Source organism: Chelatococcus sp. KU-N122, assembly GCF_055391085.1.
This window is the reverse complement of record NZ_AP043981.1, coordinates 6,864,197-6,890,252: the sequence shown is the minus strand read 5'-3', so window position 1 is coordinate 6,890,252 and position 26,056 is coordinate 6,864,197. Positions and strand designations below refer to the sequence as shown.

Here is a 26,056-nt window from a genome sequence, read left to right as displayed (position 1 = left end):
CCGCTTGATCGGAGTTGGTGATGAGAGTTGCGTCCAACGGATCAGTGTCGATCGTGAAGCACGCGCGAGCCAGGTGATGGAAGCGTCCCGCCATTGGGCGTCGCGCCTGCCGTTCTATTACGGCTGGCTGATCATCGGCATCGCGTTCGTGACGATGGCCGTCAGCGTGACCGCGCGCACGGCTTTCTCGCTGCTGCTGCCGCCGCTCATCGACGAGTTCGGGTGGGACCGTGGCCTTGCCGCCGGAGCGTTCTCCTTCGGCTTTCTCGTCTCTGCTGCCCTGAGCCCGATCGTCGGCCGGCTCATGGACCGCCATGGCCCGCGCGTCGTCATCGAGAGCGGCGTGGTCCTGTTGACCGTCGGGCTGCTCATGGCGCCGGCGATCGAGAAGCCGTGGCAGCTCTATGCGACGCTGGGCGTCCTGGTCGGCGGCGGCGCCAACCTCATGAGCTTCACGGCGCAGTCGCTGTTCCTGCCGCATTGGTTCGTGCGCCGCCGAGGGCTGGCCATGAGCCTTGCGTTCTCCGGCGTCGGCGTCGGCGCCATCGTGCTGTTGCCCTGGCTGCAGTCGATCATCGGCCGCGACGGCTGGCGGGCATCGTGCTGGGCCATGGGGCTCCTCGTGTTGCTCATCGTCGGCCCCTTGAATCTGCTGGTGCGGCGGCGGCCGGAGGACATCGGCTTGCTGCCCGACGGGGCGTCGCGCTCGGCCGCGGCCGATGCGGGCCGCAGGATGTCGAACGTCGTCGATCCGGCCTGGGCCGCCGTCGACTGGACCCTCGCACGGGCCATGCGCACCAGCCGCTTCTGGTGGATCGTGCTCGGCTACTTCTGCGCTCTCTTCGCCTGGTATGCGGTCCAGGTTCACCAGACGCAGTACCTCATCGAAGTCGGCTTCACGCCGCTCGTCGCGGCCTGGGGCCTGGGGATCGTCAGCGCCATCGCCATACCCGGGCAGATCGGGCTCGGGGCCTTGTCCGACCGTATCGGGCGCGAGTGGGTGTGGACCGTGGGATGCTGCGGCTTCGCCATCTGCTATGCGGCCCTGATCGGCCTCGAGCGTGCGCCGTCACCCGCATTGCTGTACCTGATGGTGGTCTCGCAAGGCTTTCTGGGGTACGCGCTGACGTCGGTCATGGGCCCCATCGTCGCGGAAATCTTCGAGGGCCCGCACTACGGCTCCATCTTCGGCGTCATCACGGTCGCCTTGATCGGTGGCGGTGCCGCCGGCCCGTGGGTCGCCGGCGTCATCCGCGACGTGACCGGCAGCTATAGCCTTGCCTTCATGCTGGCCATCGCCTGCTGCGTCATATCGGCGGCGGCGATCTGGATCGCGGCGCCACGCAAGGTGCGGCTCGTCCCCGGCCGCCTGCCGCGCGCGTGAGCGGGCTTGACTAGAACGTCTCCACCCAGGGCCTGACCTCGACCTCGAGGGACCAGGCGCTGCGCGGTTGCCGGAGCACGTCCAGGTAGGTCTGGGCGATGGCATCCGGGTCGAGCGTGCTGTCGGGGCGGTCGGTCGGATCCGCGCGCGCGGCGCTGCGGACGCCTCCGTCGATGACGAAATGCGCCACGTGGATGCCCTTCGGCCCCAGCTCCCGCGCCGCACTTTGTGCCAGGCCGCGCAGGGCGAACTTGCCCATGGCGAATGGTGCCGACAGGGCGAAGCCCTTGACGCTCGCCGACGCGCCGGTGAGCAGGATGGCGCCGACGCCACGGGGCAGCATGCGCCGTGCCGCATGCTGCACGACGAGGAAGCCGCCAAACGCCGAGACCGCGATCGCCTGGGCCACCTGACCGGGATCCAGCTCGGCGATGGGCCCGCGCAGGCGGCCCGAGGCGTTGTAGAGCACCACGTCGGGTTCGCCGAGCTGCGCATCGGCCTGATCGAACAGCCGGGCGACGGCCGCCGGATCGGCGGCGTCCACGGCGAAGGTCGCAGCACCGATGTCGGCCGCGAGCGGCGCCAGCTTGCCTGGGCTGCGCGCCGCCAGGCCGACCTTGACGCCAGCTGCCGCCAGTTGCCGGGCGACCGAAGCGCTGATGCCGGCGCCGGCACCGACAATGAGGGCCGTCTTGTAGGGAATGTGGGGCATGATCCTCGGTCCGTTGCTGGCTGCGGCCGCACCGCTACGACCTGCGCAGACGCAGGCCGCGGCGGTCGGCGCCCCGCGAGCGGGCTGCGATCACGCGCCAACGCGGGGGGGCTCTAACACTGGGCATGGCGATGCCGTTTACCAAGGGGCGGGATCATGCGCGTGCAGGGCAGGGCGACCGCGGCGACGTCTCAGCGATTGCCCGATGCGCCCTGCGGCAAGCCGTCCGGTTAGCGCGTCTCCAGGGGCCCCCGTCTGGCCTGTATGCGCGCAATCGCGTATACCACGCGATCGTGTGCTCGGCTTTCAGCATGCCCGAAGAGGCGGCCGGCCCCCCGTGAGCCGACTGTGCCGGATGGCGCGGCATGTGAGACAGGAGGCTTGCCATGGTTGGTTCGATGATTGCTGAGGCGGGCGAGGCTCGCCAATCCCGCGAGGCCTACTTCGAAGCCGGCAAGAGGCTTCGCGCGGAGGTGCCGCGCGAGAGCCACGCCGACTACAAGGTGACCGAGAAGCGCGACCCGGTCGCCATCCTGGAAGAGACGGGCCGCACACGCATCGCCAGCCTCCTGCCGATCCGCTACGAGCGCATGGCGGCGTCTGCATTCGCGTTCCTGCGCGGCGCCGCGGCGATCATGGCGACGGACCTGGCTGGGGCGCCGCGGGCGGGCATCTCGGTGCAGGCCTGCGGCGACTGCCATCTGATGAATTTTGGTGCCTTCGATACACCGGAAGGCAAGATTATTTTCGATATCAACGACTTCGACGAAACGCACCCAGGCGTCGACTTTACCGTCGATATCAAGCGGCTGGCTGCCAGCGTCGCCGTGGCGGCGCTGGATGCCGGCCTGTCCGACAAGAAGGCCAGGGCCACCGCCCAGGCTACGGTCCAGGCCTACCGCGAGTATATCGCCGAGCTCGCCGCGATGTCGCCGCTCGAGATCTGGCACACGAGCATCGAGCTCGATCGCGAGCTCAAGCGGATCGACGACCCGAAGCTTGTCGCCAAGATCGTCGAGACGTTGGACAAAGCCGAGCGGAACCTGGCCAAGGATGGCAATTTCCCGCATCTGGCGACCACCGAGGGCGGCGTGACCCATATCGCCGACCGGCCGCCGCTCATCTACCATCTCGACGAGATGGCCGATGCGCACGCGCGCGCCACCCTGGCCGCCTATCATAGTGCGCTTCGGCCTGACGTGCGCCTCCTCGTCGACCGCTATGCGCTCGACGACGTCGCCTTCAAGGTGGTCGGTGTGGGCAGCGTCGGGACCTTCTGCGCCATCGGCCTGTACATGACCCCCGATGGGGAGCCGCTGTTCCTGCAGATCAAGGAGGCTCAAGCGTCGGTGCTCGAGAGGCTCGGCAACCTGCGGGCGTTCGACGGCCAGCAGGGCGAGCGGGTTGTCGAGGGCCAGCGCATCATGCAGGCGGCGAGCGATCTGTTCCTCGGATGGTGCGAGGACGAGAACGCCGCCCGCTTCTTCTATGTCCGTCACCTCAAGAACCCGCGCATCGGATCGCTCGGCGAGCTGATCGAGGGGAGCGCGCTGCCGGCCTACGCGACGCTGTGCGGACGCTGCCTTGCACGTGCCCACGCGCGCTCCGGCGATGTGGCGGCCCTCGCCGGCTACATGGGCAAGGCCGACGTCTTCGACGACGCTCTCGCCAGTTTCGCCATGCTCTACGCCGAGCAGACGAAGCGCGATTATGCGCGCCTGGTCGCCTGGCAGCGCAGCAAGACCAAAGCGACCAAACGCGCGTCGTGAGGCGCCGGCGCAGCTCGGCCGTCCATATAGGGGTAGGTATCAGATGGCCGATGGCACCTTGGTTGGTCAGGTTTCCCTCGCGGAAGCCGCGCAGTACGCGCGCCGAAAGATCGAGGAACGTGAGAGCGAGCGCCTGACGATCGCGCTCGTCGGACGCGGCGGCGCCGGCAAGAGCTCCCTGATCAATCGGCTCGTCGGCCGGAAGGTCTGCGACGTCGGCGTGTCGACCGACAAGACGCGCACGGCGCAGCGGCATGAATGGGGCCAGGTGATCTTCATCGACCTGCCGGGCTACGGTACCCGGGAGTTCACGCTCGACCGGGTGATGACCGAGTTCGGCGTCGAGACATTCGACATGTTCCTCTGGTGCGCCAGCGGCAAGTTCCTGGAAGAAGACCTGATCATCTATGAGACGATCGCCAAGACCGGGAAGCCCATCATCTTCGTGCGCACCCAGTGCGACACCCTCTACGACGACGAGAAGACGGACGAGGAGCTCGAAGCGGAGATAGCGGAGGACTTGCAGCGCCTCCTGAAACGCCGTGTCGATCTTTTGTTCGTCAGCTCGAACAGTCGCTACGGCAAGTTCCGGGAGCGGCTGGCGAAGCTGACCGAGGCCATCGTCCATCACGCCCGGGACGCCGGAAAGGCCAAGGCCGAAATCGTCTACCGCGACTTCCAGGCCTTCACCGAGGGCTTCCTGAAGAAGAAGCGGGACGCCGTCGAGGAGATGGTGACCATGCATTCCCTCATCGCCGCCGCCAACGGCATCAATCCGGTGCCCGGCATGAACGTGGCGGTCGACGTCGCCAACGTCACGGCGATGCTCAATCGGGTGTCGACGGCCTACGACATCGACCAGATCGCCAGAATCAAGGTGCTGGGCGACCCGCCGACCTGGCTGCTCGGCGCGCGCGGCATCGTCCATACGTTGGCGTCAGGCGGTGTCATGGCGCTGCTGAAGGCCGCCGGCGGCCCGGCGCTGATCCAGCAGGTGGGCCGCTATGTCCCGATGTTCGGGATGGCCGTGTCCGCCGGCCTCGGGTTCCTCATCGTGCGCCGCGCCGGCCTGAACTTCGTCGAGGAGTGCCACAAGACGGCCGAGGAATACCTCAACGCCTCCGGTGGCACTCAGTCGTGACGCCGTCGAGCGGCTGCCGACATCAGGCGTCGGCGCCAACCCGCTCGAAGAGAAGCGCGATCAGGGCCTCTTGCGCAGCGCCCGGTTGGGCGAGGAACTCGTCAACCGTGAACTCGTGCTTGCCGCTGTCGCGCGTCGTCTGCCATTCGTGGCGCACCACGAGGTGCAGGCGGCGCGGATCGAACACGAGGCGCCAGGCATCTTCGTCGGCCGGCGCCGGGCCCCTGGCGCTGCGGTAAAATTCGCGTTCAAGGATTGCCATGATCGCTGTCCTATCCTCTCCTCCCTGCGAGTGTAGCAGCGACGTTGGGGAACGCCGAGCAAAGCCTGCGGCAAGCCGTCCAGGACCATGATCGTCCAGTCCTGCCGCATCGGGCCGGTTGGGGAGGCGAAGCCGCGATGGTCATCAAGCAGCTGATCTATCTCGACGCGCTGGCGCGCGAAAAGCACTTCCGCCGCGCCGCCGATGCCTGCCACATCTCCCAGCCGACGCTGTCGACCGCCATCGTGCAGCTCGAGGAGGAGCTGGGCGTGCTCATCGTCGAACGCGGTCGGCAGTTCAAGGGGCTGACCAAGGAGGGCGAGGTGGTCGTCGCCCACGCTCGCCGCATCCTGGCCGAGGCCGAGCTGCTGCGCCAGTCGATCGCCGAGCTGCGTCAGGGGGTCAGCGGGCGCCTGCGGCTCGGCGCCATCCCGACGGCGCTGCCCATGGTCGCGCACATCACCGCGCCGTTCTCGGAGAGCTTCCCCGCGGTGTCGCTCACCGTGCTGTCCCTGACCTCGCAGGAGATCCAGAGCCGCATCGACCATTTCGAGCTCGACGTCGGCCTGACCTACCTCGACAACGAGCCGCTCGACGGCGTCATCTCCAAGCCGATCTACCAGGAATCCTACGTGCTGCTGATGCGCGAGGACAGCCCGCTCGCCGGGCGCAGCGAGATCACCTGGGAGGAGGCGGCGCGGCAGAAGCTGTGCCTGCTGACCTCGGACATGCAGAACCGGCGCATCATCGACGGCATCTTCCGCTCCGTCGGCCAGGCACCGGTGCCGGCGATGGAGACCAATTCGATCTTCAATCTGTGCTCGCACGCCGGCCTGCTGGGCATCTCCAGCATCGTCTCGCGCCAGCTGCTGGAGTTCTTCGGCATTCCGATCGGGACGCGCGCGGTCAAGCTGGTCCGGCCGGAGGCGCAGCGCACCATCGGCCTGATCGTCGCCGACCGCCAGCCGATCGCTCCGCTGGCGCGCAACCTGCTGATGATGACCGGTCCGATCGGCGCCCTCGGCCCGGTGCGGTGACCGGTTGCAAACGGACGCCCGGCCGGACCGGTTAGACGCCTGAGGGGCAGCCGCGTGTCGGTGCTCCTGGCGGCTGACCGCGGCCCTCGCGTGATCACATGTGAAGGCCCCGCCGGCGCGGGCCGGCGGGGCCAAGTTTCGGCAGGGAGCTGTCGGAGAGGCCCCCGAGGCGGCTCGGGGGGGTGGGAGAGGCGATGTGGTCGCCCCTCCCGAAGGCCTCAGACGAAGTGGAAGTCGCTTGCGCTCAGGCTGCTCGCCTTCACGCCCATGAGCGTCAGCGTCGAGCCGTCGGCATAAGAGATCTGGGCTCCCAGGTAGCCGTTGTGAAGGCCAGTCGCCTGGAGAGCGGCGAAGTCGGAGAAGCCCTTCGCCGACAGCTCGATGACATCGTCGCCGGTCTGGAAGTCCAGAATGGTGTCGAAACCGTCGCCGAGCCGGAACACAAACGTGTCGTCGCCCAGATCGCCGTAAAGGGTGTCGTTGCCGGCGCCGCCGACCAGCCTGTCGTCGCCCGCGCCGCCCAGCAGCCTGTCGGTACCTGCACCGCCGAAGATGGTGTCGTTCCCGTCGCCTCCGAGGAGAACGTCGTTGCCGTCCCCGCCGTAGATCCCGTCGTTGCCGGCGAGCCCCTGGACGACGTCCCCGCCGCCCTTGGCATCGATCCGGTCGTCACCGTTCGACCCGATCAGCAGATCGTTCTTCTCGGTACCGGAGATCTGGTTCAGGCCGCCTTCCCCAATGCCGTCGAGCACCGTGTCCTCGCGGAAGTCGAGGTTCTGGATGCGCGTGTCGTCGGCCGGGGTCGTGTCCGTCTGGGCGTAGGGCGTCTCGGAGTAGAACTCGTGCATGTACTCGGCGAAGGCGTCCTGCTCCGTCCCTTCGGCCGCGAAGTTCGCGACCTGGCCCGCATCCGGCACGATGTCCGGCGTCAGGTTGACGACATTCGCAAAGCTCGGATCCGCATTGATGAAGTCCTGGAACGGATAGCCGTCGCCGCCTTGCAGGAGGAAGCTGAGGGTCACCATGCGGATCGCCTCCGGCGCATCGTCGGTCACTTCGCCGTCGCGCACGATGACGGTCGTCGGACGGCCGTTCTCGTCGATGAGCGCGGCCGACACGACGCGGTCCCCGGCCGGCAGGTCCTTGTCGAAGCTGAACGAGATGCCGCCGATCTGGGCGAACTGGCCGGGCGTCGCGCCCGGCGTGGTCGCCTCGACCGCATGCTCGAGCACTTCGAGCAGCTGCTCCGGCGTCACCGTGACCAGCGACAGGGCGTTGTTGAAGCGCAGCGAGTTCGCGATGTCGAGCTGCGAGATCTCGCCGGCGTCCTTGCCGACATCCGGGTTCGCCGTCGGGGGCAGCTCCTGCGGGTTGTTCGGGTCGGGATTGATCGTGCCGATCGAGTCGCGGATGCCGCCGCCGTTCTTGATCGAGATGAGGACGGCCTGATCGACCTGCTGCGCGTACCAGAGATTGGCGTCGGCGGAGAGGTTGCCGAGATTGGTCTCCTCGGTCCGCACCTCGCCGCGCCGGCCCTCGAGATAGACGTCCGTGCGGCCGAAGATGTTCGCGTCCTGCTGCTCGATGATCGCGCCGACGCCCTGGGCGATGTCGCGGACGAGGTCGCCGCGGCTGCCGTCCTTGAACGGATCGGTGTCCACCTGGCCGTCGCCATCGATGTCGATCGGGTTGGCGTACAGCGCTGCTACCCCGGCGTCGGTGGTGGCGAAGGCGCCGCTCACGTTCGCGTCGATGCTGTCGGCGATGACGTCGCCGTTCTGGTCGAAGTCGACCACCAGCCGTCCGACATAGGAATACTCGTTGTCGGTGTTGACGATGACGGTGGTCTTGCCGTCGGCGTTGGCGGTGACGATCGGATAGGTGCCGCCGGGGGTGTCACCCGGATGAAGCCCGCGCGACACATCCTCGTCATCGGCGAGGAGGGTGTGCGAGCCACCCGCCACGATGATGTCGACACCATGCAGGAGCGGCGCCAGCGCCTTCTCGAGGCTCAGCTGCTGGAGGTGAGAGACGACGATGATCTTGTTGATGCCCTGCGCCAGGAGCGCGTCGATGGTGGGCTGCAGGACGGCCGCGAGCGCGGCCATGTCGTCCTCCTTCGGCCCGATCACCTCCACGCCGCCGGTCGAGGAGATGCTCTCGACGATCTGGGTCGTCGCGCCGACGACGCCGATCTTCTCGCCGTTCTCGGTGATGATCGTGGCCGGGGCGATCTTGGCGCCGATGCCCCCGAAGGTCTCCGCGCCCCTGATCTCGCTCGTGTAGAGCGGGTTCAGGTTGGCATCCCCCGAGAAATTGAGATTGGAGGCCAAGTAGGGGAACTGGGCGCCCGGATATCCGGCCGTCTGCCGGATGATCGCGGCCAGCGGGTTGGTGCCGGCGTCGAATTCGTGGTTGCCGATCGCCGAGGCCTGCACCCCGATGATGTTGAGCATCGAGATGTCGGCGGTGCCGAAGCCGGGCGAGATGTTCAGCGTGCCGGGCGCCAGGTGGTAGTAGCTCTCGAGCGCCGTCTCGTAGACTTCCTTCAGCGCCGGATCACCGCCGGCACTGAAGAACGGGCTCGGCAGGAAGTTGTCGCCCGAGGAGAGCGTGATCGAGTTCGTCTGCGTGTCCTCGAGGTAATCGACGATCGCGGCGAAGTTGCCGGCGCGGTCGACTGCGTCGAGGCCGGCCTCGAAATCGGAGCCGTGCAGGACTTGCAGCCGGTAGATCTGGGGCTCCGGCGGGGGCAGGTCGACCAGGTAGGCGGTCACGGTGCCGCTATACTCATTGGCCGTGAACAACATGCCTTGGCCCGTCGGGCTGTCCTGGCCCGACACGTACTTGATGATCTCCGGCCCCCGGTCGCCCGCGGCGGGCGCCAGGTACTTCACATAGGTGGGGTTCTCGGCATCCGTGACGTTGTAGATCATCACGCCGCCCTGGCGCTCCAGGCCGATGAAGGCGTAGACCTGATCGCCGATCTGGGCGACGTCGATGCCCTCGGGCTCGCCCGCCTTGTTGTCGGACCGCGTGTCGAAGCTCGGGGTCTCGCTCTCGCCGTTGTTGTTGAAGATGATGCCCGAGCTCGGATCCTGCGCCAGCTGGGCGATGATCTTCTCGAACTCGCCGCCCGTCTCGGACACCTTGGTGATCGTTCCGTCGTCGTTCTGCCGGAAGATCGACATGCCGCGGCCGCCGAAGGTGTAGATGTCCTCGTAGCCGGGCGCGTTCGGATCGGTGTCGCCGTCGATGGCGGAAACCGTGAGGCGACCGGCGTAGTCCTCGCTCTTCAGCAGGGCTTCGTTGGCGCCGAAGACCTCGTCGTTGAGGTCGAGGCTGCTCAGCCGCGCCTCGTCGCTGCCGTCGACGCGGGAATCGCCCTCGTTGGCGGTCGCGAAGTAGGTGATGCCGCCGACGGTCCAGGTTGCGATGCCGTCGGGCATCAGAAGGCCCTTGATCGGCGCCGTGACGATGTTGATCGCGCCCGCGCTGTTGCCCCCGGTCCCGGGGCCGTCCCGGTCGGAGAAGTCGCCCTCGTTGCCGGCGAGCGCATGATCGACGTAGCCGAGCGGCAGGATCGACTTCAGCACCGGGGCTGAGCCCGAGATGTCGAAGGCGGCGACGGCGTTGTTTTCTTGCAGCGTGACGTAGGCCGTCGTGCCGTCGGCCGAGACGTCGATATACTCAGGCTCGAAGGCCATCGACGCCGAGAGCCCCTCGAAGATGCGCACGCCGGCCTCGCGCAGGCCGTTCTCATAGCCGTCGAGCGCGTTGAAGCCGACCGTCGTTACGGTCGCCGCCGCGGCGCCGGCCGACAGGTCGATCATGGAGATGGATCCGGGCGACTCGACCTCGCCCTCGTCCGGGTTCTCGCCCTCGTTGGCGACGAGCAGCTTCATCCCGTCCGGCGTGAACGTCAGCATGTCGGGCAGGGAGCCGACGGTGAGCGTCTTGATGAGGCTGCCGTCCGCCGTCGAGAACAGGGCGACGGTGCCCGGGTCCGACTTGGTCGGCGCCTCGATCGCGACGGCGAGGATGCCGTTCGCGACCGCGATCGAGTTCATGCCGCTGCCGTTCTCGGACGCGTCATAGCCGGCCACCAGAGCCGCCACGTCGATCTCGCCGATCTTGGTCGGGCTGGCCGGATCGGCCAGGCTCACGATCTCGATACGGTCCGTCACGTTGTTCATGACGAACAGCCGGTCGGTGGCGGCCTCGAAGGCGATCACCTCGGCCGAGCCGGAGCCGCTGCCGGTGACGTAGGTGCCGAGGACAGCCGTCGCCAGCTCACTCGTTCCCCCGAGGGGACCGGTCGACCCGGCCAGCGTCGGGTCGGCCTGTTCCAGGATGTCGATTCCGTCGATTTCGGAAGGCATGATGGTAAAGCTCGCAAGAAGAGGGTCGTGGTCGCTCGTCTGGTTGGCAAACTCAGCGTTGATGTGCACGACATCAAACTGCGCGCCGGTGAGGCCCTGAGTTGCCAGGATATGATCGAGGGTCTCGGAGTTGCCCTCGAAGACGTAGTCGTAGCGCTCGTCCGTCGGCAGCAGATCCATGAGATCCCACAGGACCTGGGTGCCGCCCGGTACGTAGTCGGCCATGGCGGCGTACGGGTCGTCGCCGGGGACGTCGTAGTTGGAGACGCTGCCGAGGCCCTTGACGACCTGCATCGGCTCCTCGGAGGGGAACTCGTTGAGGTCGCCCGCCACGATGACCTTCGCCTGGGCATCCTGCCCCAGCAGATTGTCGATGAAGTTGTTCACGGCCTGGGCTTGGGCCGCGCGCTGCACCTCGCCGCCGTTGAGCGGCGGCTGATCGGAGCCGAGCAGCGGCCCGCTGCCGCCCTTGGAGGTGAAGTGGTTGTTGACGACCGTCACGTCCTCGCCGTTGAACGTGAAGGTCGCGACGAGCGGCGGGCGCGAGTCGAAGAAGGGGTTGTCGGGGTTGGTCTGCTGGTCGACGTAGGAGGTCGCAAGCGCGCTGCCGTCGGCCGCGATCGTGGCGAGCGAGCCCTCGACGAAATCGACGCGGTCCGTGCGATACAGGAAGGCGTTGCGGATGTTGCCGCCGCCTTCGCCGCCGTTCGTGTCGTCACCGATGAAGGGATTGTCGACCCAGGCGTAGGTGACGCCGCTCGGCGCCACCTTGTTGAGCGCATCGACCAGCATCTGCAGCGTGGTGGAGGCGGAGGTCACGGACGAGCCGGCCGCATTGCCCGGCCCATCGTTGTCCTGGACCTCCTGAAGCGACACGATGTCGGGCGCGTTCAGCGCGCCGAGGATCTCGCTCGCGATCAGATCGAAGCGCGCCGCGCCGTCCTTGGGATCGAGGTTCTCGGCATTGTAGCTCGCGACCAGAAGCTGGTCGGCGCTGCCGTGCAGCTCGCCCTTCTCCTTCTCGATCGGGCTCGCCTGGGCAACCGAAAAAGCTTGCGTGGGGGTGATCTGGTAGTTGCCGAAGTCATAATTGACGACGCCGGTCACGTCGCCCAGCCGCGCGCCGACATCGACCTTCGGGCTCGCGAATCCCGCCAACACCCCCGAATCATCGTCGATCTGGATGCGTTCGGGATTGAAGTCGCCACCGGAGGTGTTCTGGTCGCCGAAGTCGCCGAACCCCGGCGTCAGCAGGAGGTTGCCGCGATCCGTGTCGCCGGTCGCGCTGGTGCCGTTGGTCGCGTCGCCATCGTCGACCACCGTGAAGATCTCGCCGAAGTTGTTCGTCGGACCGACCACGACTGCGTCCTTGACGGTCACCAGCATGCCCTCGAGGCTCTCGAAGAACTTCGCCCCGGCGATCAGGCTCTCGGTCGGGGGCAGGAGGCCGCCGGCACCGCCGATCTGGACCGGCGTGATGGTGGGCGCGGTGCCCGCATCCTGAAGGACCTGGACCGCGCTGCCGCCCGTGGCCACGATCTCGGTCGTGGACAGGCTGCCCGCGGCGGCGCCGTTCGGAATGAACTCGTCCACCCGGCCCGCGACCTGCACGAGCTGCCCGACCGAGACGGTCGGCGCGGAGCTCGTGAACACGAAAAGTCCATCCGAGGTCGCGGCGTCGCCGTCGCCCGTCGGATCCTGGATGTAGAAGCCGTTGGTATCGACGGCGGTGACGACACCACGGGTGGTCACCGTCGAGCCGGTCAGCTCGGAGCGATGGCCGCTGCCCTGGATCGTATAGATCCGGGTGAAGTCGTCGCCCGCCATGGCGTGCACTTCGTCCCCGGCGCCGCTCGCCGCGATCAGGCCTTTCTGGGACCCATTCTGGCCGAGAGAGCCTCCCGTGAGGTCGAAGTACACGTCAGACATTGCATCCTCTCTATCGATCTATGAGACAAGCGTTGCCGACTTGCCCCACAATGCGCGAGGCAAGCTGTAATCGTTTCAGCGAACGCAATTGAACTGTCCTTTCAAGAGCGCAGAGGCATCTTGCTCAGGCAGAACCATCTGTGTCTTAGGACTGATCGGGACCGATGGTTAACCAGCCGGGATGACAGGTATGTGAACATCGCCGGCTTTCAAAATTGATGACACCGGGCCGAAGGGCGGCCGATGACTTCGGTGACTTGCGAATGCGTCGGTGCCGTCCGGCGGCCGACACGCTGTCTGATAGCTTCGCTATATCGCGGCTGGCCGACCGCCAGCGAATCGAAGAGCTCGAGCGAGGCGGCAAGACGGGGCGCTGCTGCGTCGGCATTGCGGGACGAGCACGAATTACCTGCTCCTCGATGATAGACAAATCCTATCAAACATTCGTAACAATCAATTTGAATTCGTTCCAAGGACAGGCACGATCCCGCAAGCACCGGTCGTACGGCTCGGCTTCGGACCGACGATTTGAAACAGGGGCGTCGTCCGCCCAGATAGGAAGGGGTGGACGCGTCGACGGAGGAACAATGGGCGGCTACGCGCCTTGGGATACGGACGTCGCGCAAGAGTTGGTCGGGCAGCTCGCGGGCCTCGAAGGCGCCATGCTGCCGATCCTGCATGCGCTGCAGGAGGAGTTCGGCTACATTGATCCGGCCGCCGTGCCGTTGATCGCCGAGGCGCTGAACGTCTCGCGCGCCGAGGTCCACGGCGCCATCACCTTCTACGACGATTTTCATGACAGCCCGCGGCCCGGTCGCGTCATCAAGCTCTGTCGGGCCGAGGCGTGCCAGGCGCTGGGCTGCGAAGGCCTGGTGGCCGAGCTCGCCCGCAGCCGCGGCATCGTCGCCGATCAGCACGGGGCGGCGGACGTGGTCGTCGAGACCGTCTATTGCCTGGGTAATTGCGCGCTGGGGCCTGCGGCGCTGGTGGACGGCGAACTGATTGGCCGGCTCGACGCCCAGCGTCTGGCGGCTCTGTGCGATGGCGCCGCGCCGACGCGCGTGCAGGAGCTGGCACTCGCCACCGGCGGGAGGGCGGCGCCATGAGCACCGCGGCCACGCGCATTTTCGTTCCCATCGATGCGGCAGCCCTCTCGGTCGGGGCCGAGGCCGTGGCCCGCGCCATCGCGGCCGAGGCGGAAGCCCGTGGCCTCGCCGTCGAGATCGTCCGCAACGGCAGCCGCGGCATGCTGTGGCTGGAGCCCTTGGTCGAGGTGGAGGTCGCCGGCCGGCGCATCGCCTACGGGCCGGTTGCCGCTGGCGACGTGCCGGGGCTCTTCGACGCCGGGCTGCTCGCCGGCGGCGCACATCGGCTGCACCTGGGGCCGACCGAGGCTCTCGGCTGGATGCCGCGCCAGGAGCGGTTCACCTTTGCCCGCGTCGGCATCACCGATCCGCTGTCGTTGGCCGATTACCGCGCTCACGGCGGCTTGGCCGGCCTGACCAGGGCGCTCGCCATGGCGCCGGCCGACATCGTCGAGGCTGTGCGCGCCTCCGGCCTGCGCGGTCGGGGCGGCGCCGGCTTTCCTACCGGCATCAAATGGAAGACGGTGCTCGAGGCCGAGGCCGAGCGCAAGTACATCGTCTGCAACGCCGACGAAGGCGACAGCGGCACCTTCGCCGATCGCATGCTGGCGGAGGGTGATCCCTTCGTGCTGATCGAGGGCATGGCGATCGCCGCCGTCGCCGTCGGTGCCTGCCAGGGGTACATCTACATCCGCTCCGAATATCCTCACGCCGCGCTTGCGCTTCGCCGCGCCATCGCCGCGGCGGAGCGGGGCGGCGTGCTGGGCGCCTCCGTGCTGGGCTCGCCCCACGCCTTCCGGCTGGAGGTGCGGGTCGGGGCCGGCGCCTACATCTGCGGCGAGGAGACGTCGCTGCTGGAGAGTCTGGAAGGCAAGCGCGCCATCGTGCGGGCCAAGCCGCCGCTGCCGGCGGTCGCCGGCCTGTTCGGCAAGCCCACGGTGGTCAACAACATGCTGTCGTTGGCGAGCGTGCCGTGGATCCTGGCCCATGGCGCCGAAGCTTATGCCGGTGTCGGCATGGGACGCTCGCGCGGCACCATGCCGATCCAGCTCGCCGGCAATATCAAGCGCGGCGGCCTGATCGAGCTCGCCTTCGGCGTGAGCCTCAGGACGCTGATCGAGGACTTCGGCGGCGGCACGCTCACCGGCCGGCCTATTCGCGCCGTCCAGGTCGGCGGCCCGCTGGGTGCCTATCTGCCTGAGCACCTGCTCGACACCCCGCTCGACTACGAGGCGCTCGCCGCCGTCGGCGGCATGCTCGGCCACGGCGGCATCGTCGTCTTCGACGACAGCGTCGATCTCGCCCGCCAGGCGCGCTTCGCCTTCGCCTTCTGCGCCAAGGAGAGCTGCGGCAAGTGCACCCCCTGCCGCATCGGCGCGGTGCGCGGCGTGGAAACCATGGACCGCATCATCGCCGGCCAGGACCGACCGGCGAACATCGACGTGCTGCGAGACCTTGGCCAGCTGATGACCGACGCGTCGCTCTGTGCCATGGGCGGCCTGACGCCCATGCCGGTGATGAGCGCACTCAAGCATTTTCCCGAAGATTTCGACCCGCCGGCCGTGCCGATGGCGGCCGAGTGAGGAGCGCCGCATGACCCTGATGAAGGAGATCGATTTCGGCACGCCGATCCGGGTGTCGGAGCAGCAGGTGACGCTCACCATCGACGGCGAAAGCGTCACGGTGCCTGCCGGCACCTCGGTCATGGCCGCGGCCATGAGCCTCGGCACCAAGATTCCCAAGCTGTGTGCCACCGATTCGCTGGAGCCGTTCGGCTCCTGCCGCCTCTGCCTGGTGGAGATCGAGGGGCGGCGCGGCACGCCGGCCTCCTGCACCACGCCCGCCGAAGAGGGCATGGTGGTGCGCACCCAGACCGACCGGGTGCGGGGCCTGCGCAAGGGGGTGATGGAGCTCTACATCTCCGACCACCCGCTCGATTGCCTGACCTGCTCGGCCAACGGTGATTGCGAGCTGCAGGACATGGCCGGCGCCGTCGGGCTGCGCGAGGTGCGCTATGGCTACGACGGCGCCAACCACGTCTTCCCCGGCGAGACGCCGGCCGCGGCGGCGGGGGCAGCCAACCCGCTGTTCCTGGGCAAGGACACGTCCAACCCGTACTTCACCTACGATCCCGCCAAGTGCATCGTCTGCAATCGCTGCGTGCGGGCGTGCGAGGAGGTGCAGGGCACTTTCGCGCTGACCATCGCCGGCCGCGGCTTCGACAGCCGCGTCTCCGCCGGCGGCACGGATTTCCTGGGCTCGGAATGCGTCTCCTGCGGCGCCTGCGTGCAGGCTTGCCCGACCGCGACGCTGATGGAGAAATCGGTCATCGAGCTTGGCCAGCCGGAGCACTCCAAGGTCACCACCTGCGCCTATTGCGGCGTCGGCTGCTCGTTCAAGGCCGAGATGCAGGGTGACCGTGTGGTGCGCATGGTGCCCTACAAGGACGGCAAGGCCAACGAGGGCCATTCCTGCGTCAAGGGCCGCTTCGCCTGGGGCTATGCCACCCACGAGGACCGTATCACCAGGCCGATGATCCGCGAGCGGATCACCGATCCGTGGCGCGAGGTCTCATGGGAGGAGGCGATCGGCCACGCCGCCAGCGAGTTCAAGCGGATCCAGGCCAAGCACGGCAAGGATTCCGTCGGCGCCATCACCTCCTCGCGCTGCACCAACGAAGAAGTGTTCCTGGTGCAGAAGCTGGTGCGCGCGGCCTTCCGCAACAACAACGTGGACACCTGCGCGCGTGTCTGCCATTCGCCCACCGGCTACGGGCTCAAGACCACGTTCGGGACCTCGGCCGGCACCCAGGACTTCAAGTCCGTCGCCAAGGCCGATGTGATCCTGGTCATCGGCGCCAACCCGACCGATGGGCACCCGGTGTTCGGCTCGCGCATGAAGAAGCGCTTACGCGAGGGCGCCCGCCTCATCGTCGCCGACCCCCGCCGCATCGACCTCGTCAAGTCTCCGCACGTCGCCGCCGAGCATCACCTGCAGCTCAGGCCCGGCACCAACGTCGCCCTGGTGAATGCCATGGCTCATGTGGTGGTGACCGAGGGCCTGGTCGCCGAGGACTACGTGCGCGAGCGCTGCGACCTGGCGGACTTCGAGGTGTGGGCCCGCTTCATTGCCGACGAGCGCAACTCGCCCGAGGCGACGGAGGGCTTCACCGGCGTCCCGGCCGCCGACGTGCGTGCCGCCGCGCGCCTCTTCGCCACCGGTGGCAACGGCGCGATCTACTACGGCCTCGGCGTCACCGAGCACAGCCAGGGCTCGACCACGGTCATGGCCATGGCCAACCTCGCCATGGCGACCGGCAACATCGGCCGCGACGGCGTCGGCGTGAACCCGCTGCGCGGCCAGAACAACGTGCAGGGCTCGTGCGACATGGGCTCGTTCCCGCACGAGTTCTCAGGCTACCGCCACGTGTCGGACGACGCGACGCGCCAGGTGTTCGAGCTGATGTGGGGGGTGCCGCTCGACGTCGAGCCCGGCCTGCGCATCCCCAACATGCTGGACGAGGCGGTCGGCGGCACCTTCAAGGGCCTCTACGTGCAGGGCGAGGACATCGCCCAGTCGGACCCCAACACCAAGCACGTGACGGCGGGCCTCGCCGCCATGGAGTGCGTCGTCATCCAGGACCTGTTCCTGAACGAGACGGCGAAGTACGCCCACGTCTTCCTGCCGGGCTCGTCGTTCCTGGAGAAGGACGGCACCTTCACCAACGCCGAGCGCCGTATCAACCGCGTGCGGCAGGTGATGGCGCCGCTGTCGGGCAAATCGGAATGGCAGGCGACGATCGACCTCGCCCGGGCGCTGGGCTACGAGATGGGCTACACCCACCCCAGCCAGATCATGGACGAGATCGCGCGCCTGACGCCGAGCTTCGCCGGGGTGTCCTATGAGAAGCTCGAGCGGCTGGGCTCGGTGCAATGGCCTTGCAACGACAAGGCTCCGACCGGCACGCCGCTGATGCACGTCGACCGCTTCGTGCGCGGCAAGGGCCGCTTCATGATCACCGAGTTCGTGCCGACCGAGGAGCGCGCCGGCCCGCGCTTCCCGCTGCTGCTGACCACCGGCCGCATCCTGTCGCAGTACAACGTCGGCGCCCAGACCCGGCGCACCATGAACAACGTCTGGCACGGGGAGGACGTGCTCGAGATCCACCCGTTCGATGCGGAGAACCGCGGCATCCGCACCGGCGATCTCGTGGCCCTGGCCAGTCGCTCCGGCGACATCTCGCTGCGCGCCGAGGTGTCCGAGCGGGTGCAGCCGGGCGTCGTCTACACCACGTTCCATCACGCAGCGACCGGCGCCAACGTCATCACCACCGACTTTTCGGACTGGGCGACCAATTGCCCGGAATACAAGGTGACGGCGGTCGAGGTGCGGCGCACCAACCACTATTCCCCGTGGCAGGAGCGCAACCGTGAAGAGGACGTCACGCTCCGGCGCATCGCAAGGCCCTTGGCGGATGCGGCAGAGTAGCTCGCCGGCCCAGCCGCCCGCCTCCATCGCCGTCTCGGCCGAGCCGATCGGCTTTGCCGGCGTGAGCGCGGCCGCGGCGTGTGCTGAGCCGCGCCACGCGGCGGACGTGGCGGTCGAGACGCCGGTCAGCGTCGTCTACGGCACTGTGCCCTACGCGGTGATGATGGCGAGCCCCACGGATCTCGACGATTTCGTCACCGGCTTCAGCCTCACCGAAGGTATCATCCAGGCGGCCGCGGAGATCCGGCAGATCGCGGTCGAGCCCCAGCGCGACGGCGTCGTGGTGACGGTGGACCTGGCGCCCGACCGGTTCCGCCAGCACTTGGCGCGTCGGCGCAACCTGACCGGGCGCACCTCGTGCGGGCTATGCGGCGTCGAGGACCGGTCCGAACTGCCCATGGCGGAGCAACGGCCGGTCGGCGGCGCCGCTATCGCTCCGGCCGCCATTTCGACGGCGCTCGATGTGTTGTCGCGCTACCAGCCGCTCAATGCGCTGACCCGCGCCGTCCACGCGGCGGCTTGGTGCGACCCGGACGGCGCCATCTTGGCGGCGCGCGAGGATGTCGGCCGTCACAATGCCCTCGACAAGCTGATCGGCGCCTGCCTCGGCGCAGGCGTCGACCCGACCACTGGCTTTGTGCTGGTCACCAGCCGCGCGTCGTTCGAGATGGTGGAGAAGACGGCGATCTTCGGCGCCGCCACACTGGTCGCCATCTCGGCCCCGACCTCGCTCGCCATCGAGCGGGCGGAGCGTCTCGGCCTCACCCTGGTGGCCATCGCTCGCAACGACGGCGCCGTGGTGTTCGCCGGCGCTCTGGCGGAGCCCGGCGACGGGGGCAGGGCGCCTACGGGACAAAGGAGCGGACACGAGGTGATGCAGCGATGAGCGACGGGACCGCGGCTACGGCAGGGACGGGCGGGGCGCTCCACGCCAACGACAGCGCCAAGCTGGCGCGCATGGCCGGCCAGATCGCCGATTTCTTCAAGTCCTATCCGGAGGAACAGGCGGCTTCGTCCATCGCCGACCACATCAACCAGTTCTGGAACTGGCGCATGCGGGAAGACTTCCTTGTCGCGTTCGGGCCGGACGACACCAGCCTGCCGCCGTTGGTGCGCAAGGCGCTGCCCCATATCCGAGGACGACAAAAGCAGGGCGCGAGCTCCTAAGCGAGCCGAACTACAAAGGGGGAAACCATCATGACTGCTGCGCAAGGTGTGGGGCAGGCTGCCCCGCAGCCGGGGATGCTTGACCGCGAGCGCATCATCGCCAAGGCCGGCTTCAACCGCTGGCTGGTGCCGCCGGCGGCGCTCGCCATCCATCTCTGCATCGGCATGGCCTACGGCTTCAGCGTGTTCTGGCTGCCGCTGAGCCAGGCCATCGGCATCACCAAGCCGGTCGCCTGCCCGGCCGACATGGGCCTCATCGCGGCCCTGTTCACCACCGCCTGCGACTGGAAGGTGGCGGACCTGGGCTGGATGTACACGCTGTTCTTCGTGCTGCTCGGCTCGTCCGCCGCCATCTGGGGCGGCTGGCTGGAGCGGGTGGGGCCGCGCAAGGCGGCCTTCGTCTCGGCGCTGTGCTGGTGCGGCGGCCTGCTGATCTCGGCCGTCGGCGTCTATATCCACCAGCTCTGGCTGATGTGGCTGGGCTCCGGCGTCATCGGCGGCATCGGCCTGGGGCTGGGCTACATCTCGCCGGTGTCGACGCTGGTCAAATGGTTTCCCGACCGGCGCGGCATGGCGACCGGCATGGCCATCATGGGCTTCGGCGGCGGCGCCATGATCGGCTCGCCCCTGGCCGACATGCTGATGAACGCCTTCAAGACGCCCACCTCGGTCGGCGTCTGGGAGACGTTCGTCGTCATGGCGGCGATCTACTTCGTCTTCATGCTGGCCGGCGCCTTCGGCTACCGCGTGCCGCCGACCGGCTGGAAGCCCGACGGCTGGACGCCGCCGGCGACGCAGAAGGCGATGATCACCGCCGGCAACGTGCACCTCAGGAACGCGCACAAGACGCCGCAGTTCTGGCTGATCTGGGCCGTGCTCTGCCTCAACGTCTCGGCCGGCATCGGCGTTATCGGCATGGCCTCGCCCATGCTGCAGGAGATCTTCGCCGGCTCGCTGATCGGCAAGCCCGAGGTGACCTTCGGCGCACTCGATCCCGAGCAGCGTAAGGCGGTGGCGACGATTGCCGCGGCCTTCGTCGGCCTGCTGTCGCTGTTCAACATCGCCGGACGGTTCTTCTGGGCGTCGCTGTCCGACAAGATCGGCCGCAAGATGACCTACGCCACCTTCTTCGGCCTGGGCATCCTGCTCTACGCGCTGTCGCCGTGGGCGGCGCACGCGGGCTCGCTGGCGCTGTTCGTGGCCTTCTTCTGCATCATCCTGTCCATGTACGGCGGCGGCTTCGCCACGGTGCCGGCCTACCTGGCCGACATGTTCGGCACCCAGTTCGTGGGCGCCATCCACGGCCGGCTGCTCACCGCCTGGTCGACGGCGGGTATCATCGGCCCGGTGGTGGTGAACTACATCCGCGAGGCGCAGATCGCCGCCGGGGTGCCGCGGGCGCAGGTATATGACCGCACCATGTACATCCTGGCCGGCATGCTGGTCGTGGGCTTCATCTGCAACCTGCTGGTCCGGCCCGTGGCCGCGCGCTGGTTCATGAAGGATGCGGAGATGGCGGCGCTGCAGGCCCAGGGGGTGAGCGCAGCCAGCGCCGGGCCGTCGGGCTCGTTCGGCATCGGCCGGGGTGGCTTCGACGCGACGGCGGCGCTGGCCTGGGCGGCCGTGGGCATCCCGATCGCGTGGGGCGTGTGGATCACGTTGTCGAAGTCGCTGTTGCTGTTCCGCTGACGCGGATCGCTGGATGGCCGGAGCAGACGGCCCGGCCATCCAGCGGGGTCATTTCGCAATCCCCGATATGACGATGCCGCGCATGGCGCGGACGAGCTTGAAGCCGTCGAGCTCGTGGCCGCGGCGGTACCACTCGAGGAACACGCCGTCGTGGTTGGCGACGATGACCGAGACCAGCTCCCGGGCCGGCACGTCGACGCGAAACTCGCCGCCCCGCTGACCGTCCCCGACGACCGCTTCGAGCCCGTCGTACAGCTTCCTGTAGAGGGACCGGACCTTTTCGGCGACGGGCCCGTCCTCGAACTCGAGCGACATCAGGATGATGAGCAGCATGTTCTCGCGGTCGGTCACGCCCAGCTGCGACTGATGGTGCAGGAAGGCGACGATCTTGTCGGTCGCCGGTCCGCTCGATGTGCTGATCGACGCTAGGACCGGGTCGATGACGACCTGCTCGGCTCGCTTGAGCAGCTCGATCAGCACGGCTTCCTTGCTGCCGAAATGGAAATAGACGGATCCCTTGGTCATGCCGACCGAGGCGGTGATCTCGTCCAGCGTGGTCGAGGCATAGCCCTTCGACACGAAGAGATGCCGGGCAGCCGAGAGAAGCTTCTCGATGCTCTCCTCGCGCTGCTCCAGCTTCGTCCTCTTCCGCGTCGTGCGTTCCACCTGCGCCACCAGGGCCTCCACCTGCGATTCAGCCGTTTGTATCACGCGCCCGGGCGGGAGCATGTAAACGCGTCGCCGCGGCGCGCTGCCGAAGGGCGGCGGCAGACTTGTTGACATACTATACGGATAGTATTATTCGTCGGCATCGATCGGAACGGTGCGAGAGCAGCCGGCATCGTTCGCCGAAGGCTTGTTCGTGTGGGTGGCACGGCCCGCGCCTGGATATCGGGCATCATTAAGATACTATCTGGATAGTACGTATCAAGAACTGAACGATGGGAGGCGAGATGGACCTGCACCTGAAAGACAAATCCGTCGTGGTCACCGGCGGCGCCTCCAACATCGGGCGCGGCATCGCCTTGGCGTTCGCGGAGGAGGGGGCGGCAGTCGCCATCGCCGACCTCGACGAGGCCCGGGCACGGCAGGTTGCCGACGAGGCTCTGGCCCGCGGCGCGCGCGGCGCCCTGGTGACGCGGACCGACGTGTCGCGGTGGGACGACGTGGAGGCCATGGCGAAGCAGGTCGAAGACGCCTTCGGCGGCATCGACATCCTCGTCAACAACGCCGGCTGGACTGTGGACCGCCTGTTCGTCGAGAAGCCGCGCGCCGAGTGGGAGAAAGAAATCCAGATCAACCTCTGGGGGATGATCAACTGCACGCGGGCGGTGCTCGACGGCATGATCGCCCGCGCCCAGGGCGCGGTCGTGAGCATCGCGTCGGATGCCGGGCGCGTCGGCGAGTTCCGCGAGGGCGTCTACGGCGCCTGTAAGGCTGGCGTCATCGCGCTGAGCAAGACGCTGGCGCGCGAGAACGGCAAGCACAACCTGCGCTTCAACGTGGTCTGCCCGGGCACGACATTGCCCGCTCCCGGCGCCGACGTCGGCCCCAGCAGCCTGTGGGCCAGCGATGAGATGAAGCCCTGGCTCACGGACGAGATGCGCGGCCGCATCAGCAAGGCCTATCCGCTCCGCCGTCTCGGCACGCCAGAGGATGTCGCCAAGGCGGTCTTGTTCCTCGGGTCGGATGCTGCATCCTTCGTCACCGGCCAGACGCTGAGCGTCAGCGGCGGCTACTCGATGGTCTGACGGCCGCACCTGCAGGAGGAAACGACAGTGGACAATACCGCACAGCACGACCGTTACGGCCGCTACCAGCGGCTGGTCATCGACCGCCCGGGCGATCGGGTTCTCCGTATCACCATGTCGAACGGCCGTATGAACTCGGCCGACTCCATCATGCATGCGGAGCTCGGCACCATCTGGCGCGACATCGACGCCGATCCCGACGTCTCCGCCGTCATCCTGACCGGCGCCGGCGAGGTGTTCTCGGCCGGCGGCGATTTCGGCATGATCCGGCAGATCATCGACGATCACGAGACGCGCCTGCGCAATTGGAAGGAGGCGCGGGACATCGTCTACAACGTCATCAACTGCTCCAAGCCCATCGTCAGCGCCATCCGCGGCCCTGCCGTCGGTGCCGGCCTCGTGTGCGGGCTGCTCGCCGACATCTCCATCGCGGCCCGGCAGGCGCGGATCATCGACGGCCACACGCGCCTCGGCGTCGCCGCCGGCGATCACGCGGCAATCGTCTGGCCGCTGCTCTGCGGCATGGCCAAGGCCAAGTATTATCTGCTGCTCTGCGACACCCTGAGCGGCGAGGAGGCCGAGCGTATCGGCGTGGTGTCCCTCTGCGTCGACGATCACGAGCTCGACGCCAAGGCGCTGGAGATCGCCGGCCGCCTGGCCGCGGGTCCGCCGAGCGCCATCCGTTGGACCAAGTACGCGCTGAACAACTGGCTACGTCAGGCCGGCCCGACCTTCGATACGTCGCTCGCACTGGAGTTCCTTGGCTTCACCGGGCCGGAAGTGAAGGAGGGCCTCAAGGCGCATCTGGAGAAGCGCCCGCCCTCCTTCTCCCAGGACTGTCCGCTGTGACGGCGCTGGCCGGTCCCGTCGCGCTGACCAAGCAGCTCGCCCGTGCGGGCTGTGACCTGGGCCTCGCCGACGGCCTGCGCCGAGAGCGCGAGGACGGACTGAAGGTGCTCGCCGGCGACGACGTGGCGGAGGGCCTCGCGGCCTTCCGTGGTCGGCGCAAGCCCGCATTCGGGGGATGACATGCCTGTTGCAGTCCAAGCTCAAGAAAACGCGTTGCCGCCCCGCTCGACCGCCTACCCGACGCTGTTGTCGCCCATGCGCGTCGGTGCGCACCGGCTGCGCAACCGGGTCATCATGGGGTCCATGCACACGCGCCTGGAGCATGCCGATCAGCCGATACGGCGGCAGGCCGCCTTCTATGGCGCCCGCGCGGCCGGCGGCGCGGCCCTCATCATCACCGGCGGCTTCGCCCCCAACGAGGCAGGGCGGCTCGAGCCCGGTGGCCCGATCCTGACCGAAGCCGACGATCTCGTGCCGCACCGCGTGGTGACCGACGAGGTTCACAAGCATGGCGCCAAGATCCTGCCGCAGATCCTGCATTCCGGCCGCTACGCCAAGCACGACCTGATCGTCGGCGTGTCCGACATCCGCTCGCCGATCAACCCGCTGGTGCCCAAGCCACTCGGCGATGACGAGATCGAGCGGACCATCGACGATTTCGTCAGCTGCGCGCTCCTCGCCGCCGCCGCCGGCTACGACGGCGTCGAGGTCATGGGCTCGGAAGGCTATCTGATCAACCAGTTCACGGCGCCGCGGACCAACACGCGCATCGACCGTTGGGGCGGCTCGCCGGAGAACCGCATGCGGTTTCCCGTCGAGGTGGTGCGCCGTGTCCGCGCGGCACTCGGACCCTCGTTCCTCATCATGTATCGGATCTCCGCCATCGATCTCATCGAGGACGGATCGACGGCAGCGGAGATCGACGCGCTGGCCCGGGCGGTCGAGATGGCCGGGGCCGACATCTTCAACACCGGTGTCGGCTGGCACGAGGCGCCGGTGCCGACCATCGCCTTCAGCGTGCCGCGCGCCGCCTTCGGCTTCGCCGTCGAGCGCCTGCGCAAGTCGATCTCGATTCCGGTCGTCGCCTCGAACCGCATCAACATGCCCGATGTCGCGGAGCAGATGCTGGCGGAAGGGCGCTGCGATTTCGTCTCGATGGCGCGGCCGATGCTGGCCGATCCGGATTTCGTGGTGAAGGCGCAGGAGAACCGCGCCGACGAGATCAATACTTGCATCGCCTGCAATCAGGCCTGTCTCGACTTCATCTTCTCCGATCGGATCGCCACCTGCCTCGTCAATCCCAAGGCCGGGCGTGAGATCGAGTTCGAATCGCCGCCCGTGCACGGATCCCGGCGCGTTGCCGTCATCGGCTCCGGGCCTGCGGGGCTGGCCGCCGCGGCGGCGGCCGCCAGCCGCGGCCACGAGGTCGTGCTGTTCGAAGAGCAGAAGGAGCTCGGCGGCCAGATTCATCTGGCGCGCCGCATTCCCGGCAAGACCGAGTTCAACGAGATGCTCAGGTATTTCACGCGTCAGCTCGATCTGACCGGGGTCGAGGTCCGCCTCGGCGTTCGCGCCACCGCTGACGGCCTGGCGCGTGAGGGCTTCGACGAGATCATTGTCGCGGCGGGCATCACGCCGCGCAGGCCGGCGATCGACGGCATCGATCATCGAAGCGTGCTCGCCTACGCCGACGTCATCCTCGGTCGCGCCCAGGTGGGGCGGCGGGTCGCCATCATCGGCACCGGGGGCATCGGCTACGACGTCGCGGAGCTGCTGACCCACGGCGGCTCCGACGGCGATCCGATCCGCCGCTTCCTCGACGAGTATGGCGTCGATCCGACCATCACCTCGCCCGGCGGTCTGAAGCGGCCGCAGCCGACGCCGTCGCCTCGCCAGGTGACGCTGTTTCAGCGCCGCCACGACCGACCCGGCGGCCGGCTCGGCGTCTCCACCGGCTGGATCCTGCGCAATCGCCTGCGGACGCGCGGCGTGACGGCGGTTGCCGGCGCGTCGTACGAGCGCATCGACGATCACGGCCTGCACTACGTCGCCGCCGGCGAGCGGCGCTTGCTGCCGGTCGACAACGTCGTGATCTGCGCCGGGCAGCTGCCGAACACGGGGCTTGCGAACGAATTGGCGGCACGCGGGCTGAAGGCGACCACGATCGGCGGGGCGCGGCATGCCGATGAGCTCGATGCCTTGCGCGCCATTCAGGAGGGCGTGCGGCTCGCCTACGATCTCTGACGACGGGCAGCAGGTCCGAGCGGTTAGCGGCGCGCTGTGTCTCAGCGGGTCATCGTCCGGCTCCAAGTTATTGTCTTGAAGGCGATCTTCTCGAAGTTTCGGTGTCTGCTTCGAGGGATCTGTGCTGCCCGTACGGCGGCGGTGCTCGTTCAACGCACCGGCCAGCG

General features: G+C 67.9%; 18 protein-coding genes. 14 read left to right on the top strand and 4 right to left on the bottom strand.

Features of this window, described 5'->3' with window-relative positions:
• Window positions 1-76 precede the first annotated feature (76 nt).
• On the top strand, window positions 77-1,384 hold the full coding sequence (locus tag ACZ5PO_RS31195; RefSeq protein WP_464186346.1) for an MFS transporter: 1,308 nt from the start codon (window positions 77-79) through the stop codon (window positions 1,382-1,384).
• Window positions 1,385-1,394: 10 nt separating this feature from the next.
• On the opposite strand, the gene ACZ5PO_RS31190 is transcribed toward ACZ5PO_RS31195, so the two are convergent.
• Window positions 1,395-2,096: an SDR family NAD(P)-dependent oxidoreductase gene (locus tag ACZ5PO_RS31190; RefSeq protein WP_464186344.1), complete on the bottom strand. Its 702-nt coding sequence runs from the start codon at window positions 2,094-2,096 to the stop codon at window positions 1,395-1,397.
• A gap of 386 nt (window positions 2,097-2,482) precedes the next feature.
• On the opposite strand from ACZ5PO_RS31190, the gene ACZ5PO_RS31185 reads away from it, so the two are divergent.
• Both ACZ5PO_RS31185 and ACZ5PO_RS31180 read left to right on the top strand, forming a co-directional pair.
• The gene (locus ACZ5PO_RS31185) at window positions 2,483-3,865 is read left to right on the top strand and encodes a DUF2252 domain-containing protein (RefSeq protein WP_464186342.1); all 1,383 of its coding nucleotides are present in this window, start codon (window positions 2,483-2,485) and stop codon (window positions 3,863-3,865) included.
• A gap of 58 nt (window positions 3,866-3,923) precedes the next feature.
• Window positions 3,924-5,006, top strand: coding sequence for a GTPase family protein (locus tag ACZ5PO_RS31180; RefSeq protein ID WP_464186341.1), 1,083 nt, complete (start codon window positions 3,924-3,926; stop codon window positions 5,004-5,006).
• Window positions 5,007-5,028: 22 nt separating this feature from the next.
• Here the strand turns inward: ACZ5PO_RS31180 and ACZ5PO_RS31175 are convergent, their stop codons facing one another.
• Entirely contained in the window at window positions 5,029-5,268 is a 240-nt protein-coding gene (locus ACZ5PO_RS31175) for a hypothetical protein (RefSeq protein ID WP_464186340.1), read from the bottom strand.
• A gap of 137 nt (window positions 5,269-5,405) precedes the next feature.
• On the opposite strand from ACZ5PO_RS31175, the gene ACZ5PO_RS31170 reads away from it, so the two are divergent.
• Window positions 5,406-6,305, top strand: a complete 900-nt coding sequence (locus ACZ5PO_RS31170) for a LysR family transcriptional regulator (protein WP_464186338.1) — start codon at window positions 5,406-5,408, stop codon at window positions 6,303-6,305.
• Window positions 6,306-6,523: 218 nt separating this feature from the next.
• On the opposite strand, the gene ACZ5PO_RS31165 is transcribed toward ACZ5PO_RS31170, so the two are convergent.
• Complete coding sequence (locus ACZ5PO_RS31165; RefSeq protein WP_464186337.1) at window positions 6,524-12,616, bottom strand: choice-of-anchor I family protein; 6,093 nt, start codon at window positions 12,614-12,616, stop codon at window positions 6,524-6,526.
• 587 nt (window positions 12,617-13,203) lie between these two features.
• Between ACZ5PO_RS31165 and ACZ5PO_RS31160 the strand changes: the two genes are divergently transcribed.
• The 6 genes from ACZ5PO_RS31160 to ACZ5PO_RS31135 are packed head-to-tail and all read left to right on the top strand — an operon-like array spanning window position 13,204 to window position 21,045.
• Window positions 13,204-13,722: an NAD(P)H-dependent oxidoreductase subunit E gene (locus ACZ5PO_RS31160; protein WP_464186335.1), complete on the top strand. Its 519-nt coding sequence runs from the start codon at window positions 13,204-13,206 to the stop codon at window positions 13,720-13,722.
• Window positions 13,719-15,284, top strand: a complete 1,566-nt coding sequence (locus tag ACZ5PO_RS31155; RefSeq protein ID WP_464186334.1) for a formate dehydrogenase beta subunit — start codon at window positions 13,719-13,721, stop codon at window positions 15,282-15,284. Before ACZ5PO_RS31160 ends, ACZ5PO_RS31155 begins: the two co-directional genes overlap by 4 nt.
• Window positions 15,285-15,294: 10 nt before the next feature.
• Window positions 15,295-18,189 carry a formate dehydrogenase subunit alpha gene (fdhF, locus tag ACZ5PO_RS31150; protein ID WP_464186332.1) on the top strand — a complete coding sequence of 965 codons (2,895 nt, stop codon included), beginning with the start codon at window positions 15,295-15,297 and terminating at the stop codon, window positions 18,187-18,189.
• Window positions 18,176-19,075, top strand: a complete 900-nt coding sequence (gene fdhD, locus ACZ5PO_RS31145; RefSeq protein ID WP_464186330.1) for a formate dehydrogenase accessory sulfurtransferase FdhD — start codon at window positions 18,176-18,178, stop codon at window positions 19,073-19,075. Before fdhF ends, fdhD begins: the two co-directional genes overlap by 14 nt.
• A complete protein-coding gene (locus ACZ5PO_RS31140; protein WP_464186329.1) occupies window positions 19,072-19,356 on the top strand; it encodes a formate dehydrogenase subunit delta in 285 nt (94 codons plus the stop codon). The genes fdhD and ACZ5PO_RS31140 overlap by 4 nt, the downstream gene beginning before the upstream one ends.
• A gap of 30 nt (window positions 19,357-19,386) precedes the next feature.
• On the top strand, window positions 19,387-21,045 hold the full coding sequence (locus tag ACZ5PO_RS31135; protein WP_464186327.1) for an OFA family MFS transporter: 1,659 nt from the start codon (window positions 19,387-19,389) through the stop codon (window positions 21,043-21,045).
• A gap of 48 nt (window positions 21,046-21,093) precedes the next feature.
• On the opposite strand, the gene ACZ5PO_RS31130 is transcribed toward ACZ5PO_RS31135, so the two are convergent.
• Window positions 21,094-21,720, bottom strand: coding sequence for a TetR/AcrR family transcriptional regulator (locus ACZ5PO_RS31130; protein WP_464186326.1), 627 nt, complete (start codon window positions 21,718-21,720; stop codon window positions 21,094-21,096).
• A 278-nt stretch (window positions 21,721-21,998) separates the two neighbouring features.
• On the opposite strand from ACZ5PO_RS31130, the gene ACZ5PO_RS31125 reads away from it, so the two are divergent.
• The 4 genes from ACZ5PO_RS31125 to ACZ5PO_RS31110 are packed head-to-tail and all read left to right on the top strand — an operon-like array spanning window position 21,999 to window position 25,889.
• Window positions 21,999-22,796, top strand: coding sequence for an SDR family NAD(P)-dependent oxidoreductase (locus ACZ5PO_RS31125; RefSeq protein WP_464186325.1), 798 nt, complete (start codon window positions 21,999-22,001; stop codon window positions 22,794-22,796).
• Between the two features lie 27 nt (window positions 22,797-22,823).
• Window positions 22,824-23,645 (top strand): enoyl-CoA hydratase/isomerase family protein, encoded by an 822-nt coding sequence (locus ACZ5PO_RS31120; RefSeq protein WP_464186324.1) that lies wholly within the window; start codon window positions 22,824-22,826, stop codon window positions 23,643-23,645.
• Entirely contained in the window at window positions 23,642-23,824 is a 183-nt protein-coding gene (locus ACZ5PO_RS31115; RefSeq protein ID WP_464186323.1) for a hypothetical protein, read from the top strand. Before ACZ5PO_RS31120 ends, ACZ5PO_RS31115 begins: the two co-directional genes overlap by 4 nt.
• Before the next feature lies 1 nt (window position 23,825).
• Entirely contained in the window at window positions 23,826-25,889 is a 2,064-nt protein-coding gene (locus ACZ5PO_RS31110; protein WP_464186322.1) for an NADPH-dependent 2,4-dienoyl-CoA reductase, read from the top strand.
• Window positions 25,890-26,056 lie beyond the last annotated feature (167 nt).